This window comes from Lachnospiraceae bacterium JLR.KK008 (genome assembly GCA_037015955.1).
Taxonomy (GTDB): domain Bacteria; phylum Bacillota; class Clostridia; order Lachnospirales; family Lachnospiraceae; genus VSOB01.
Genome location: CP143548.1, coordinates 2626659 through 2643367, shown reverse-complemented (window position 1 = coordinate 2643367; position 16709 = coordinate 2626659). Strand labels below are relative to the sequence as shown.

Genomic DNA, 16709 nt, shown 5'->3' with positions numbered 1-16709 from the left:
AGATGTAAATGAAGTATGTAATTTGGGGAGCCGGTCTGAGAGGAGGACGGCTGTTCCGGCATTTGAAAAATGATGATGTGATAGCCTTTGTAGATAAAAGTGTGGAAAAGGTAGGGAGTCATATTTATGGAAAAGAGATTATAAGTCTGGATGAGTATCTTAGGGACAAAAGATATGAAAAAACCATGCTGGTAATTGCGCACACTTTTGAGCAGGGAGCGGTTGACGAGCTGCAAAGGCTTGGCGTCAGGCGTTATATGAAATTATCGGATTGTCCGGGTGAGTTTCAGGAAGAGAATACAAGACCTTATATCAGTAGTTATGTGAAAGCAAATATAGACCGGAATAAAAGTTATGGTATATTGGGCAATACAGTGTATAGTCTGGAGGTTTATTCATGGCTGGCTGAGATCGGCAATCAGCCGCCTTATCTGATTATAGACAAAAGCGTTTCGGAGGAAGTAATACAACTCATTGAGTGGTATGGATATAACATAATAGAAGAAAGCGGGATCTATAATAGGAATATACACACAATTTTAGATTGCAGGTATGCTGAGAGTACGGATGACACCTGTTTTTTCGCAGGTTTTCATGTGAAAAATATTTATGACTGTTCAGATGTAATTAAAGAATACTATAATCCCCAGATTGAACGTTTAAAGGATACACACAAAGATAAAACGTGTTTTATCGTGGCAACTGGCCCAAGTCTCAATATCGGAGATTTAGATATACTTGAAAAAAACAAAAGTCTTTCTTTTGGCGTAAACAAAATAGGATATGCCTATGACAGGACAAAGTGGAGACCAACCTTTTTTGTAGGAGAAGATAAGGCGCTTCTTGAGAGTGAATATTTTAGTAATATCAGGCCGGAGAAGCAAAGTGAATATGCGTTTCTCGCAGATACCAGTGAAAACTTCTGGCAGGAAGAGCATAACGTCAATGTGTTGAAATATCACCTGTGTGATGAATGGGCATTTGGGAGATACCCTAAATTTTCAGAGGATTTATCCAGAAAGTCGTATGTGGGTGGAACGATTGTATATACTTGCATTCAGTTGGCAGTGTATCTGGGGTTTAGAAAAATCTATCTGTTAGGTGTAGACTTTACAGGGGCAGGAGAACACGGGAGTAAATACAATCATTTTTATTCAGAAAAAGAGCTGACGTCTGTCAGCTATACTGATCAGGTAAAATTTGCTTATGAAAAGGCTAACAGTTACGCAGAGCAACATGGAATCAAAATATATAATGCAACACGGGGAGGGAGACTTGAGATATTTGAGCGAGTGAATTTTGATGAACTATTTTAGCTGAGATTCAATGTGGAGAGAAATGTTTATGATTAAGATGTTCGTGTTTGATATAGATGGAGTTGTCACAGACGGAAAGCGATATACGGACGGAAAACTGGAATTCAAAGCATTGCAGATGAAGGATTTAGATGCCATAAATTTATTTGCTGCAAATGGATATAAGATTGGGTGCATCTCAGGAGAACATACGGAATTTAGTAGTCAGTTCTTAAAGATGGAAGCGTTACATTATGTAAAATTAGGCTGTAAGGATAAAAGAGCTGCCCTGCAGGAGTTTATGGATCAATCCCATATTGAATTGAGAGAAGTATGCTATATCGGCGATGGAAAGTATGACATACCTGCATTAGAATTAGCAGGACTGGCAATCTGTCCCGGTGACGCTATTCAAGAGGTAAAGGATGTAGCAGATATTGTACTGGAGCGGAAAGGCGGAGATGGCTGCCTTGCGGAATGCTACTCTGTTCTTACAAAACACAAAGAAACGGATCGGAATGCCACGCAAGCATCAGCGGACTGTCTGATGCAGATACAAGAGAAAATGATAGATCATCAAAACCTTACTGAGAAAGTGTTCCATGATGACCAGTATCTTTCTAATATCAACAAAGCCATTGAAATGATCACAGACTGTTACAAAAAGGGCGGACAGCTTTTTCTGTGCGGAAATGGAGGAAGCGCAGCGGATGCACAGCATTTGGCAACTGAGTTTGTGGGGCGTTTTTATGCAGAAAGAGAAGCATGGAATGCGGAAGCTCTGACAACAAATACTTCTATTATAACAGCGCTGGCTAACGATTATGATTTTAATCTGATATTTGCAAGACAGTTAGAGGCAAAAGGAAAAAAAGGTGACATTATAATAGGAATTACAACGAGTGGGACGTCCGGTAATATTCGTATGGCATTTCAAAAAGCGAAAGAAATTGGGATGGCAACGATTTTGATGACCGGAAACGTTTCAGAATATTTGGATATTCTAAAAGATACGGATTGTCTGCTAAGTGTGCCGTCGAAGGATACGCCAAGAATTCAGGAAGTTCATATTATGACTGGTCATATAATTTGCGAGTATGTTGAACAACAGCTTATAACCTATGGAGAGAAAAAATGAGTAAAGAACATGTATTTATCGTCGGAGAGGTTGGAATTAACCATAATGGCAGTTTGAAAATTGCAAAACAGTTGATAGACTGGGCAGTTCTGGCGGGATGTGATGCAGTAAAGTTTCAAAAACGAACAGTGGACAAGGTATATAGCAAAGAATACCTGGACGAATACAGGAAGAGTCCTTGGGGTACTACACAAAGGGAGCAAAAGGAAGGGCTTGAGTTTGGAAAAGAAGAATATAGAGAAATTGACAGGTATTGCAAAGAAAAAGGAATAGAATGGTTTGCATCCGCGTGGGACATTGAATCACAGATTTTTTTGAAGCAGTTTGATTTAAAATACAATAAAATTGCGTCTGCAATGCTGACAAATGCGGAGATATTAGAGGAAGTGGCCAGTGAAAAGAAGTATACGTTTATTGCCACTGGCATGAGCACATACGAAGAAATTGACAATGCCGTTAAAATATTTAAAACACATGGCTGTCCGTTTGAATTAATGCATTGTAACAGTACGTATCCGATGCCAAAGGAAGATGCAAATCTGCGATTGATTCCTGTATTGAAAGAACGGTATCAATGTAAGGTCGGATATAGTGGCCATGAATCAGGCAGAATAGTTTCAACGTCAGCAGTTGCCCTGGGAGCCACATCGCTTGAACGGCATATCACATTAGACAATACGATGTATGGCTCGGATCAGGCTGCCTCTCTGAATGTGAGGGATCTGGCAAGACTGATAGAAGATGTGCGTCTTATTGAGAAAATATTAGGAAATGGGCAGAAGATTTTGAGCGAAAAAGAACTCGAGACAAGAAAAAAATTGAGAGGCTGTTAGAGGAAACAAGAATGAATGTGGCGTTTATTCCGGTACGTGGCGGAAGCAAATCAATCCCTTTGAAGAATATTAAAGAAATCGCCGGCAAGCCATTGGTTTTCTGGACGGTTAAAGCAGCAAACGATTGTAAAGAAATTGACAGGGTTTACGTCTCGACCGACAGTGAAGAAATTAAAAAAACAGTTGAAAGCTTTGAGATGAAAAAAGTGATTGTCATAGGAAGGGGAAAAGAAACAGCAACGGATGTGGCTTCCACGGAATCAGTGATGCTGGAATTTGCTTCTAAATATGAATTTGACAACATTTTTCTGATTCAGGCAACTTCGCCGCTGTTAGATACGGAGGATTTATCAAAAGGATACAAACTGTATTGTGAAGAAGGTACAGACAGTGTTTTTTCGGCTGTTAAGCAGAAACGGTTTCATTGGGAAATCAGAGATGATGGTTTGGCATACCCAATCAATTACGATATATTTCACAGACCAAGAAGACAGGAATTTGCAGGATACTATGTAGAAAACGGTGCATTTTTTATAACCAGTAAAGAGATGCTTTTAAAAAACAAGAATCGTATGTCAGGAAATATAAAACTATATGAAATGAATGATGATTCATATTTTGAGATTGATGAACCGTCTGATTGGGTTATTATAGAAGCGCTGTTGAAGAGAAAACAGTTTGAAGAAAAAGCAGGCATTGATCATGCAGGAGACGTTTAACATGGCAATCGAGGGAGAATGGAAGGCGCTAATTGATAAGAATCAATCTATCTATATATATGGCGCAGGGAACATTGGAAAGAAAGTATTACGCTTGATCAGGAGAACGGAAAATGCCGCTTTAAAATTAAAAGGTTTTATTGTGTCGGACTTGATTGGCAATCCGGCAGTTCTGGAGAATTATCCGGTTTTATTACCTGGCAGTGTGCCTGATAAAGACAGTTTGATATTAGTATCTGTTACAGATATATACCAGGATACGATTATGGAAGATTTAAAAAAGAGCGGATTTGTAAATATAGAGACTGCATATAAATATTCTTTTTTGGTAGATGATATATCTCGTACTTTCGTTTCGTCAATAAAGATCAATACTAACGAATTGCTGATGTGTCAATTTATAGGAAAAGCATTTAACAGATACGATATAATAGTGCGACTGCTGGCAATCGAAGAGTATTATGGAAAAAATAATTATGGTTTTTACCTGTATCAAAAAATGCAGAGTAAAAGAGCACAAGATGACTCATACGGTGAAGTTTCATTGCAAAGATTTATCAGGTTAATACAATCCTATGAAACAAATGGTTATCTTGCAGATTCAGAACTGATTATTGATAAAGAATTACATCTGGTTGACGGCTCACATAGATTAGCGTTGGCAATTTATTTTGGAATCCACAGATTGACAGTGCGCATTGTGAAAAGAGAAGATAAGGCTGTTTATGGAAAGGAATGGTTCGGGCAGTTTTTTTCGGATGAGGAATGCAGGATAGTGCAAAACAGGCTGTTAGCAAGTGAGCGTGAGTGGACAGGCACAATAAAGGGGATTTTATGGCCAAGTGTGGGAGAATTTTTTGACGAGATAGTGGAATTGATCGGAGAACAATATCCTGTCACCAATGTCAATGACTTTATGTTCACACCGGACAAGTTTGAAGACATTGTATATGAAGTCTATGAAATGGATAGCATTGCTGAGTGGAAAATAAATACAAAATTAAAATACATGAAGCCTTTTTCACCGTATTGTATCAGGACGTTTGACATTCATATGAATAATCCTGAGTTTAGAATGAAAAAGGCAGTCGAAGGGATCCTTTCGGACAAAGGGGCAAAATTAAAAGAAAAGATACGTGAAATTTATAAAGAAAAAATTACAGGCTATTTTTCAGATATTATTTTTCATACGGCAGATAACTTTTATCAGAGTGAATGTATAGAGAAAATATTTCATGCGTATTTGTGATCTGCTGACATGCTGAAACGAGGATGACCGCATTATGAGAGTAAAGTTTCTTGATGAGTTAGGATATGTATTGGATAAATTCAAGATAAACAGAGACGAAATATGTTTGATAGGAAGTTCGGTTTTAGCATTTGCGGATATTCGAGAAAATCATGATTTGGATTTTGCAATGAGCCCTGATGCCAGAAATAGAATACTGAAGTTATATCATGATCAGGTGCAGGTCTTACCGTCCGGTACAATAAACTTCAGTTCCGATATTCAATCATTGTATAACAGGTATGCAAAAATCGGATTATTAGATGAAGAAATGTTTGATGACAAGTATACAGTGTATTTGGATGGTCTTCGAATTGCAAAGCTTGAAGTGGAAATAGCGCAGAAGTTAGAACGGGATATGGAAAAAGACAGGAAGGATTTTGCTAAAATAAGAAAAGATGGCCATCAGTTTTTAGGATTTGATAATGAACTATATGAGAAGCTGGTAAACAGAAAGGCAATCATTTTTGGAGCGGGAGCTAAAGCGAAACTGGCATATTACTGTTATTCTGCAAGATATGAACTGCTATGTTATGTAGATAATAATCACGAGCTATGGGGAAGAGAAATCAACGGATTAAAAGTCTGTCCGCCGGATGTTTTGAAAGATACAGATGCGACAATTATCATTTCAAGCCAACAATACGCGGCGGAAATAAAGAGAGACCTATTTGCAAAATTGGGAAAGCGTAAGGTAATAACATTTAGCATGAAAGAAGAGCTTTCAATTTTGTCGGAGGAGCAATAATCGAATGTGTAAAATATCAATAATCATTCCTGTATATAATGTAGAGCCTTATTTGGCGCAATGCTTGGACAGTGTGCTAGGGCAGTCATTCACGGATGTTGAAGTGATCTGTGTGGAAGACTGCTCTACGGACAGTTCTTTAAACATATTACGTAAATATCATGAAAGTGATAAAAGAGTACGAATATTACAAAATGATGAAAACAGAGGGCTTTCTATCTCGAGAAACAAAGGAATGAAAGCGGCAAAAGGAAAATATGTCTATTTTTTAGATTCGGATGATTGGCTAACGCCGGATGCTTTATATATTTTATGGAAGAAAGCGGAGAGTTATAATCTTGATGTTGTGTTATTTAATAGCAAAATAAGTGCTGAAGAAAAAGGACTGGGAGGGACCTCCGTTGATTGGAACATGGGAGATTTATACGAGACTGTAATGTCTGGACAAGATGCCTTTTGTAAGGTGATAGAGAATAATACATGGTCAAGTGCCGTTTGGAGACAATTTTGGAGACGGGGATTTTTGGAATTTAACGGAATTGAATTTGAGGATAAAACAAGGGCGGAGGATTGGATATTTACGACAGAGGCATTATTGAGTTCCCAAAAAGTAATTTTTATTAAAAATATATTGCATAATTATAGGAGACACAGGCAATCTTTATCATTTGTTCATGATACTGAAATGTTAAAATGTTATGCTCAAAATTATATGTCAATGCTTCGCTATTGGCTGTCGCATGTGTTTTCACAAAGAACAAATTATTTTATTAAAATTCATATGGATAACTTGACTCAAAGAATTAGAAACATGAATGTACAATATTATGATGTTTCATCTAGCGAGATGTTTGATGAGTCGGTAGAGAAGCATTTATATCAACTTATTGTAGGTTCAAATCAGAAAACTTTTTTAGAATGTAATGTAGATAAGAGCTTTGTAGACAAAGTAGAAGAGTATGAACAGGTGTATATATATGGGGCAGCAGGATATGCGATAGAAATGTACGAGCAATTAAAAAGGTGGAATATTGATATAAAGGGTTTTGTTGTGACTGATTTTACAAAAGCAAGCAGAATATATGATCACCCCGTATACAGGTTAGACGATATTTGTATAGACAATGATCGTATAGTATTTATTTTAGGAGTGACAGCTAAAAATCGAGAAGACGTGATCATGAATCTAGTGAACCATGGGTTTAAGAATTATGTGTCTCTATAATAATTATTGTAAAGCAGAAAGGATAAAAGCCGGGCTGGTATACAAGTTATAGAAAGGATAAAATTTATTTGAAAAAAGTAATAATATTTGGGGCAGGTCTGTGGGGTGACCTGGCATACCATTATTATAATACACAGTGTGAGATAGCCGCATATGTGGACAATAATGAAAACTTATGGAATACAAAAAGAAATGGGATTGAAGTATTATCTCCAGAGATTTTAAGAAATACGGATGCCGTTGTGATTGTTGCAACGATGCGGTATGTAGATCAAATAAAACAACAACTGATAAATGATTATGGAGTAACATGTGTTATAATATTTCGCATATCAGAAGAAATAGAAGAATTGGATGAAATACCCAGCGAGGAGGATGAACTTATTGTCACATTTAGAAGCGGGTTAGGGAATCAAATGTTTCAGTATGCTGTTTATAAAATGATGGAAGTAAAGGGTAAAAAGGTAAGAGCGGATTTATCTCATTATTATGGCATAAATAAGAGAAATTTTGATTTGACAAAAGTCTTTCCAAAGATAAGGCTTCAAAAAGCATCTGGATATAAAGCCAGACAGTATAAAGCAATAGGGCCTTTTATGGATGGCGTTACAACGCAAGTCTATTTTGAGCCGAATGTAAAAGACCGGATTAAAAGCTTTGCAGATCCGAGATTACTGAAAGGTGAAATGGAATTTGGCTATCTGCAGGGCTATTTTCAGACAAGTGTTTTTCCAAGCATTGTAGAAAAAGAACTGCGTAAAGAATTTGTATTCTCAAATACAGATGATAAAGGGTTGAAAAAACTTTCAGAAAGTCTTTGTAATAAAAATGTAGTTAGTGTTCATATACGTAGGGGCGATTACTTACACAATCAAAGAATGTATGGAGGAATTTGCACTGGCGATTATTATAAACGAGCAATAGAGTTGATCTGTGATAAGGTTAAATCGCCTGTTTTTTGTTTTTTTTCAAATGATATAGAATGGGTCAAGAAAAATTATAATGAAAAAGAAACAATATACGTTGAAGAAAATATGTTTGATGAATATCATGATTGGTATGATATGTATCTTATGAGCCTTTGTAAACATAACATAATTGCTAACAGTTCATTTAGCTGGTGGGGAGCATGGTTGAACCAAAATCAGGATAAGATGGTAATAGCGCCTCAAAAATGGGTCAATGTAAATTCTATGGAAGATATATGCCCTGAAGAATGGATTAGAATGTAATAAATAAAGAGGCTGACACAAATGCAAAAAATAAATGAGAGGTAATTTTATGAGTAAGAACAAGGTTGTTGTTTATGGTTTGGGACAGGATTATCAATATATGTCACAGTATTTGGAAGCAGAATTCGAAATTATAGGTTATTCTGATAAAGTTTCAAAGGATGGTGTTGCTAATTTTATCAGGCCGGAGGATTTGAACAAATTTGTATATGACTATATTTTTATTACGAGTTCTAAATATTTTAATGATATAAAGCATGAATTGTGTGATAAATTAGGCAGAGAGGTAGAGAAAAAAATAATTACGCGGGAAGATGTGTTTGGGGATTTCAGAAACAGCCAAGTCCGGGACCAATGGATTATTGAGAAAATACAGAAAATTCCTGCCGGGCAAGTCTTATTGGATGCAGGAGCAGGATGTATGCGCTATAAGCCTTATTGTGGGCACTTGAAATATATCGCGCAGGATTTTGGCAAATATGATCCATTCTCTGATGGTAAATGGGATACTTCAGGGATTGATATCAAATGTGACATTACTGATATTCCATTGAAGAATGAGTCTGTAGACACCATTTTATGTTCCGAGGTGTTTGAACATTTGAAAAACCCAATTTTAGCCGTAAAGGAATTTTCAAGAATCTTGCGTCGGGGGGGGTATTACTCTTAACAGCTCCGGTATGTAGTCTGACTCACCAAGCGCCCTATTATTTCAATAATGGATTCAGTGAGTTTTGGTATAAAGAAAACTTAAAAGACTATGGATTTGTTATTGAAGAATTGACAAAGAACGGTAACTTTTTTCTATATTTGTGCCAGGAATTATTTCGAGTTGGCAGTATGACAAAGCAATATTGTAATAGGGAATTATCAAATGAGGAAGCAATCAAAATTATTGACAGCATTAAGGTTTTATCAGGTCTATCAGCGATTGGCGGTGCTTCAGATGAGGGGTTATGTTTTGGAATTATGGTAGTTGCCAGGAAAGAGGCGTGAATGCCATAGTAAAGGATAAGGCTTAAGTATATATGAGAATCAGCATTATCACTGTATCTTTTAATGCAGTCAAAACAATAGAGCAGACGATCAAAAGCGTTATCACTCAATCATATGAAAATATTGAATATCTCATCATAGACGGGCAGTCTACAGACGGAACAGGAGAAATAATACAAAAGTATGAAAACACTATCGATTATTTCGTAAGTGAACCGGATGAGGGAATATATGATGCCATGAACAAAGGTCTCCGGAAAGCGACAGGAGATGTGATCGGTATCATAAACAGTGATGATTGGTATGAACCAGATGTTATAAGTAAAATAGCAAGAGTCTTCAAAACTACAGATGCCGAGCTTGTTTATGGAAAGATCGGTATTGTTAATGATAAAGGGGACATAAGTATTAGCGCAAACGAACCTTTGAATCAGTTATGGCATTCAATGGTAACGCCGCATCCCAGTGTTTTTGTTCGCCGGGAGATTTATGATAAATATGGAGTATTTAATACAAAATTCAGGATTGCTGCTGACTATGAATTGATGCTTCGTTTTTATATTGCAGGGGTTAAATTCCGTTACATGGATATGGTAACAGTTAATTTCAGGACTGGAGGGGTCAGCAGCACGAGAGCGGTGGAATGTGCAGAAGAAACAAAAACAATCAGCCTGTCATACCTGGAAAGATTTCCTGGTAACAAAGAAATAGTGGAAGAATGGATAAAAAAGAAATATTATGGCTCAAAATTCATGGCAATGTGTAATGAAAAACCATTATTGTTAGTTAATTATTTGAACGTTAGGTTTAAAAGATTCAGGAACGAGATTATAATTTTCGGCACAGGTATATGGGGAGAGCATTGTTACGATCTATTTAGGCAATGCAATATTCGTGTTATCGCTTTTGTGGATAACAACAAAGACAAGTGGGGCGTAAAGATTCATGACATTTATGTTGAAAATCCGAGGTTACTAGAGGAGACAAGAGGATATGTATTGATTGCAGTGCGGTATTCAGGTATGGAGATCGGAAGACAGTTGGAGAACTATAATAACAAATTCCTGCAATGGATCACAATAGATGAAATAATAAGCAGAATTTCAATGATTATATAATAATTCAAGATATTATGATGTTGTATTTGTGACAAAGCGGAAATATATAAGGGATGTAACAATGGAAAACATATTATTATATGGATTGGGCCAGTGGTTTGAAAACCGAGTAGATATATTGAGAGAAAAATTTAATATTGTAGGAGTTTCGGATAAAGATTCTCAAAAGCATACAGTTGCCAACAGATATGGACTTAAATTTTACCCAATAGATGAAATCCCGCTGGTTAAATATGATTATTTATTTATCGCCTTGAAGGATGTAGATGATGCAATCGCATTTTTACTATCTAATATACCTTTAAAACCAAAGCAGATCATCGATGGTTGTATGTGGTGGGGCGAATATAAGAAGCAGGAAGTAATAATAAGGCACTTTGGAGAGGATAATCCAGACGTAAGGTTTTTGCTCATTCGCAGAACGAATGAACAGGTGGGGTTATTCTCTAATTTTCTTGTATTTATGCAGCACATTAGAATTGCTCTGGTAAAAGGATATATTCCCGTCATAGATATGAAAAATTATCCGAACGCATATTTGGAAGATACTAAATTAGGAAAAGAAAATAGTTGGGAATATTATTTTAAACAACCATCTTCCCTTTATTCGTTAGATGAAGTATATCATAGTTCATTTGTGGAATTATGCAGAGACGAAGGCGTTCCTGATACGCAATATGCTTATGATAAAGTAATCAAAAATCTGTATATCAGACATATTTATCATGATATTTATTGCAATTACATGTGTGTTTCAGACATTATTTTACAGGAAACAATTCATATCAGAGATAAGCTGTTTGGAAAATATCAAAAAAATAGAAAAAAGATCTGTGGAGTTCTGCTTAGAGGAACAGACTATTTAAAATTCAAGCCGTATGGTCATCCTGTTCAACCAAATATAGAACAGGCAATAAAGAAGATTCGCCAACTAATAAATGATTGGGGGATAGATTATCTATACTTTTCATCAGAGGATAATGAAATATTGCAAAAAATGAAGAGTGAGTTTGGTGAGATGTATTTGGAGTATGATTGCCCCAGATTTACGATGCGAGATGACGAGACATATGTTGATAAATTATCTCTCACACCGTATCACGAGTTTAAACGAGAAAATGATTGTTATTTAAAAGGTAAGGAGTACCTCATCTCAATGCTTTTGATGACTTATTGTGACAGTTTTATTGCTGGCAATGTCAGTGGGACAATAGGTGTACTTGTGATGAAGGAAAAATTTGAACATGAATATGTTTTCGATTTAGGTAACTATGGGATTGATGAGGACTCCTATATATACACGCCTTCAGGAAAACCAATATTTAAAAAACAATAGGAGAAACTTAATGATGTCGGATAAAATATCTGTGGCTTGGGGCATTGACAAGAATTATATCTTACAAGCCTTTGTGGTTATGAAATCAATATTGATGCACTCAGGATCAGACTACGATTTCCATATTTTATCAGGTGATGAAATCGGTGATGAGATTAAAGCCTTTGAAAAAATACTCAAAATGAAACATCATAATTTTTCTGTGACTTTTCATAGGATTTCAGCAGAAATATTTTCCGAGGCTCATATAACGAATTCACATTTGTCTTTGGCTGCGTATAACAGATTGCTCATTCCGGAAATATTAACGGAATGTAAAAGATGCATCTACCTGGATTGTGATATTATAGTCAATGGAGATTTAAGAGAACTGTATGATTATAAAATTGATGACAATTATGTTGCCGGAGTGCGGGATAACAACTTGATTGTTATGAACGAAGGCCGTCAAAAGCATATGGATAGTTTAGGCTTGCCGTCGATGAACACTTATATTAATAGTGGCGTGTTGGTCATGAATCTTGACAGATTGCGAAAGGATAATATTGTCCAAAGGTTTTTATTGCAGAGTCAGAAAGACAACTTATTTGAGGATCAGGATGTAATCAATGTGTGTTGTTATGGCTCCATAGGTATATTACCATTAAAATATAACTTATTTCATTTTTATAGCGGGAGGAAAATAAAAACATTATTTGACAGAGACTATCAAGAGTCTGATTTTGATTTTGACTGGAATCGGCCTTTTATTTTGCACATGGGCGGACATTTTAAACCTTGGATCAGTATGAGGTTTATTGGCGCTGAAGAGTGGTGGAGCTATGCAGATGATTTTTCAGAGTCAAAATTGTATCGACAGTATAAGGATTCATTAGATAATAATAAAATTACTAAAAAAATGAATGTAAAAAGTTTGCCCATTAAAATGTGTGGTTATCAAAGAGCTTTTATTTGGGGATATACAAAGCTTGGAAAGGAAATGTGTGACTTTTTGGGAAGAGCCGGGCTTACCGTTGACGCGATTCTTGACAACAATCATGATTTATCGGGGAAGAACTATAAAGGGATCGATGTCATTTTACCGTTAGATGTCAAAGACCAGATGCGGGAGGCCTGTATTTTGGTTGCAGTTATTAAGTCTGTTAATAAAAGGCAAGTGACTGAGGAGCTAAGGCAATATGGAGTTAAAGACGAACAGATTGTATTAGCGAACGAATATAAAAAAGATATTTTATATTATATGTCAGTTGATTCTCGCTATTATAAAGAGGTGCTGGAAGATATTATGTATTATGAGCAGGGAGAGGCCCCGGATAGTGATATTTTTGAAGTAGTCAAGTCGCCGAATTTATATCCGATACTGTATTATAATCTCTATAAGAAGTATTATTTCAGGGAATGGTTGGAAAGATGTTAAAGGAAAGTAAAGTAAGTTATTATGATCTGCGTCTGGATGGGAAGAAGCAGGGAAAGAAAGTTGGTTTTATTGTTGATAACGACAACAGGGACATGGCTGAGATTATAGGAACAGAAATCTTTGGCGGGCAGGATATTTGTTATTACGATATTTTGAACTTTAATACTGATAGTATTGACAGCTTAAAATCCGATTTAGAAACAAATGGAATCACAGAGTTCTCGTATATTATTATATGGGGAGATAGCCTTGCTGACAAGAACGACAGCAAGCGGTGTATGAAGTCCGATGAGGAAGAATATAGTTTTAACAGATACATGCACTTAATCCTGAATGCTATTAAAGAAAAATGTAAAAGTATTTATGTAATTTCGCCTTTTAGAAATTCCTCGGGAAATGAGCCTGAGAGAGCAGATCGAAAATGTAATGCGGTATTGGAAAAGAGAAATTCAATGCTTAAGGAAATTGCCCTTAAAGAAGAGGTCTCCTATATTGATGTATTTGAGGAAACACAGAACTCGTTTACATTACAACGTGTAGATATGAGAGCATCAGGGACACAGCGGCTGAAATATTTAGCGAAAAGGATAGAAACAGAGATACTCTCATGCAGGTTTCTGACCGATGAATTGTCTCCCGGTGGAAAAAGGCTAAAGCTGAGTGTAATTACTGTCTGCTATAACAGTGAAAGTACCATAGAACAGACAATAAAGAGTGTGATCAGCCAGAAAAATGTAGATGTTGAATATATTATTGTTGATGGTTGTTCTACGGATAAAACATTACAAATCGTTGACAGATATAAAGATAAGATTGCGAAAGTCATCTCTGAACCGGACAGAGGGATTTTTGATGCAATGAATAAAGGGATCAGCCTTGCAAATGGGGATATTATTTCATTTCTCAACAGCGATGACTGGTATGAACCAAATGCATTGTATCTCGTGGAGCAGGTTTTTCTGCGCTCCGGGGCTGATATTGTTGTGGGAAACAGTTACTATATTTCTCAGGCAGGTGAAATGGTTTATTATAATGGAGATAAAGACACCAATAATGATATTCGTGTCCGGATGCCTTATCACCATGAATCAATATTTGCCAGGAGGGAACAATTTAAAGTAGCAGATAATTTTGACCTGAAATTTAAACTGGCAGCAGACTATGATTGGTTTTTACGGCAGTTCTTATGTGGTGTCGACATTTATCGCATTGATGTACCTGTGTTTACTTTTACTTACGGAGGAGCAAGCAGTGTGAATGCCATTGAATGTGCATACGAGGCGAAAATGATAGCTTCTAATTATGCGGCGAAACCGGAAATACGTTCTGGAATCGATGAACACTGGGTGAATGCAGTTGCGGCTAATATTGACAGCCCTGAGATTACGGAGATATTGAAAAATAAAAAGTTCTTGAGAGATGGACTTTTAGATAAAGATAAAGTATATGTTTGGGGGACCGGCAGATGGGCAGAGAAGACAATACGACTGATAGAAGAAAGCGGCGTTAGTATATTTGCATATATAGATGAAGACAAAGATAAACAGAAATCGAACTTTTATGGATATAAAGTGATTGATTTTGATAATGTTCCGGTTAATAGTGAAATTATCATTGCAACGCCAAAATATGAGGCTGAGATAAGAGAATTACTGATTCAAAGTGGTTGGGATACCAGGAAAATACAATCTGTTAATAATTTAAACAAAGTAGTTGCGCTACAGCTCGCAAGACTCTGGCCAGAACTTAAGGTTTGTAACAACAAAGTTTAAAAGGGGGAAATCGAGGCGATGAAAGCTCGATAAACGAAATATGAAAAACATTATGTATTTCCTTGATTACGGCAGGGCTTATGGTGGCGCAGCGCATACGCTTATGCAGCAAGCAATATTAATGAGAAAAAACGGTTATAAAATTAATGTTGTTATATCCAATTATTATAAAAATGAAATAGATGTTTCTTATCAGAGGATATGTGATTCTTATCATATCTTTTTGCATAAGGTTCCCTTTGTCATGTCTTCTACTCCTGAAGACATCAATTATATTGAAATAAGAAATCATTACAGCAAAGTAAAAGAATTAATTGAATCTTGTATGCCTGATATATTGCATTCGGTACAGATCAATGTAACGGTGGAACTTGTTTCCAGAGAGTTAAAAATACCACATATCATGAATATATATCAGGCAAAACAGTCTTTTTTTTCCTTTAAATATTTAGATATATTCCCCAGGTATCACCTCTGTGACTCAGAGCTGTATAGAAAGGCGTGGAGCCATAATCTTGGATGCCATTCATGCTGCGTTCGTACATATGCGAAACACCTGGATGGAAAACAGATAAATAAAAGGAGCTTGGTATTTTTATGTGTCGGAGCTATATGTGAGAGAAAAAATCAGTTGGAGGTTATAAAGGCATTTGAACATTTGACCAAGGATAAAATTGATGCAAGACTGATTCTTTGCGGCGACGACAATAACGAATATGGGGCTGTTTGCAGAGATTATGTGGCTGAAAACCAGTTATCAGAATCGGTAAAATTTGCAGGGTTTTGTGTAGATATTAATGAATATTATATCAATGCAGATATTTTGGTATGTGGCAGCAAAATAGAGTCTTATCCCAATGTGGTTTCCGAAGCGTTAGCATCGGATTGTGTTGTAGTTTCGACACCGGTCGGCGGAGTGCCGGAAGTGATTAAGGATGAAGAAAACGGCTACTTATGTGATGGGTTTGATTCCTGTTCGATTGCAGAAAAGATGAAGGAAGCTGTTAGCGATTATTTTGAGAGGAAAGGGCACATGATAAGGCAATGTGCCCAAAATACTTATCAACAAAACCATTCCGAGAATGCCGTTTATCATGCAGTGCAAGCATATTATGATTTTGTTTTAAACGATTATCAGAGAAAAAAGAGTGAACAGGAAATAAAATATGAAGATTTGAAGATGATGTTTGAGGATTTATATGAGCGGTATTGTGAATATACAGATTTGGTGTTAGATCCCCTGTTTATCAGTTATAAACTGTGGTATTTATATCATATTGGAAAACTATATTTACAGGATTTCAGAACAAAACCCATTTATTTATGGGGAACGGACTGGGCAACGATTGTTGTAGTGGAGATGATGGCTGTGTTTTTTCCACAGTTAGAAGTCAGTGGTTTTATAGGCAATGATCATGGGGCATTATTCTTAGGAAAAACCATATGTTCTCCGGAAACGGTATTATCAGATAAGAATAGTATAATTTTTATCGCTACAGAAGACGAACAGGAATTTATTGAGAGATCTTTAGAGAGCCATGGTAAAAAGTGCGGGCAGGATTATTTTATGATGGCGATCAGAGTATGGTGAA

General features: G+C 36.3%; 15 protein-coding genes. All 15 read left to right on the top strand.

The genetic code is table 11. The features are described 5' to 3' along the window. Positions 1–8 precede the first annotated feature (8 nt). The 15 genes from V1224_13125 (at position 9) to V1224_13055 (ending at position 16708) form a co-directional block, all read left to right on the top strand. Positions 9–1316 carry a 6-hydroxymethylpterin diphosphokinase MptE-like protein gene (locus V1224_13125; GenBank protein WWR15402.1) on the top strand — a complete coding sequence of 436 codons (1308 nt, stop codon included), beginning with the start codon at positions 9–11 and terminating at the stop codon, positions 1314–1316. 118 nt (positions 1317–1434) lie between these two features. Continuing rightward, on the top strand, positions 1435–2433 hold the full coding sequence (locus tag V1224_13120) for an SIS domain-containing protein (protein ID WWR17489.1): 999 nt from the start codon (positions 1435–1437) through the stop codon (positions 2431–2433). Continuing rightward, positions 2430–3266 (top strand): N-acetylneuraminate synthase family protein, encoded by an 837-nt coding sequence (locus V1224_13115; GenBank protein WWR15401.1) that lies wholly within the window; start codon positions 2430–2432, stop codon positions 3264–3266. Before V1224_13120 ends, V1224_13115 begins: the two co-directional genes overlap by 4 nt. An 11-nt stretch (positions 3267–3277) precedes the next feature. Further along, entirely contained in the window at positions 3278–3985 is a 708-nt protein-coding gene (locus V1224_13110; GenBank protein WWR15400.1) for an acylneuraminate cytidylyltransferase family protein, read from the top strand. A gap of 1 nt (position 3986) precedes the next feature. Beyond that, positions 3987–5234 carry a hypothetical protein gene (locus tag V1224_13105; GenBank protein ID WWR15399.1) on the top strand — a complete coding sequence of 416 codons (1248 nt, stop codon included), beginning with the start codon at positions 3987–3989 and terminating at the stop codon, positions 5232–5234. A 34-nt stretch (positions 5235–5268) separates the two neighbouring features. Further along, positions 5269–6021, top strand: a complete 753-nt coding sequence (locus V1224_13100) for a hypothetical protein (GenBank protein WWR15398.1) — start codon at positions 5269–5271, stop codon at positions 6019–6021. A 4-nt stretch (positions 6022–6025) separates the two neighbouring features. Next, positions 6026–7246, top strand: a complete 1221-nt coding sequence (locus V1224_13095; protein WWR15397.1) for a glycosyltransferase — start codon at positions 6026–6028, stop codon at positions 7244–7246. Between the two features lie 68 nt (positions 7247–7314). Beyond that, positions 7315–8478, top strand: a complete 1164-nt coding sequence (locus tag V1224_13090) for an alpha-1,2-fucosyltransferase (protein WWR15396.1) — start codon at positions 7315–7317, stop codon at positions 8476–8478. 49 nt (positions 8479–8527) lie between these two features. Then, positions 8528–9148 carry a methyltransferase domain-containing protein gene (locus V1224_13085; protein WWR15395.1) on the top strand — a complete coding sequence of 207 codons (621 nt, stop codon included), beginning with the start codon at positions 8528–8530 and terminating at the stop codon, positions 9146–9148. A 110-nt stretch (positions 9149–9258) separates the two neighbouring features. After that, positions 9259–9474, top strand: a complete 216-nt coding sequence (locus V1224_13080; GenBank protein ID WWR15394.1) for a hypothetical protein — start codon at positions 9259–9261, stop codon at positions 9472–9474. A gap of 32 nt (positions 9475–9506) precedes the next feature. Then, positions 9507–10592, top strand: a complete 1086-nt coding sequence (locus V1224_13075) for a glycosyltransferase family 2 protein (protein ID WWR15393.1) — start codon at positions 9507–9509, stop codon at positions 10590–10592. A 61-nt stretch (positions 10593–10653) separates the two neighbouring features. Further along, positions 10654–11928: a hypothetical protein gene (locus tag V1224_13070; GenBank protein WWR15392.1), complete on the top strand. Its 1275-nt coding sequence runs from the start codon at positions 10654–10656 to the stop codon at positions 11926–11928. A gap of 10 nt (positions 11929–11938) precedes the next feature. After that, on the top strand, positions 11939–13345 hold the full coding sequence (locus V1224_13065) for a glycosyltransferase family 8 protein (GenBank protein ID WWR15391.1): 1407 nt from the start codon (positions 11939–11941) through the stop codon (positions 13343–13345). Further along, entirely contained in the window at positions 13339–15117 is a 1779-nt protein-coding gene (locus tag V1224_13060; protein WWR15390.1) for a glycosyltransferase family 2 protein, read from the top strand. Before V1224_13065 ends, V1224_13060 begins: the two co-directional genes overlap by 7 nt. Positions 15118–15157: 40 nt before the next feature. Further along, positions 15158–16708, top strand: coding sequence for a glycosyltransferase family 4 protein (locus tag V1224_13055; GenBank protein ID WWR15389.1), 1551 nt, complete (start codon positions 15158–15160; stop codon positions 16706–16708). The last annotated feature ends 1 nt before the right edge of the window (position 16709 follow it).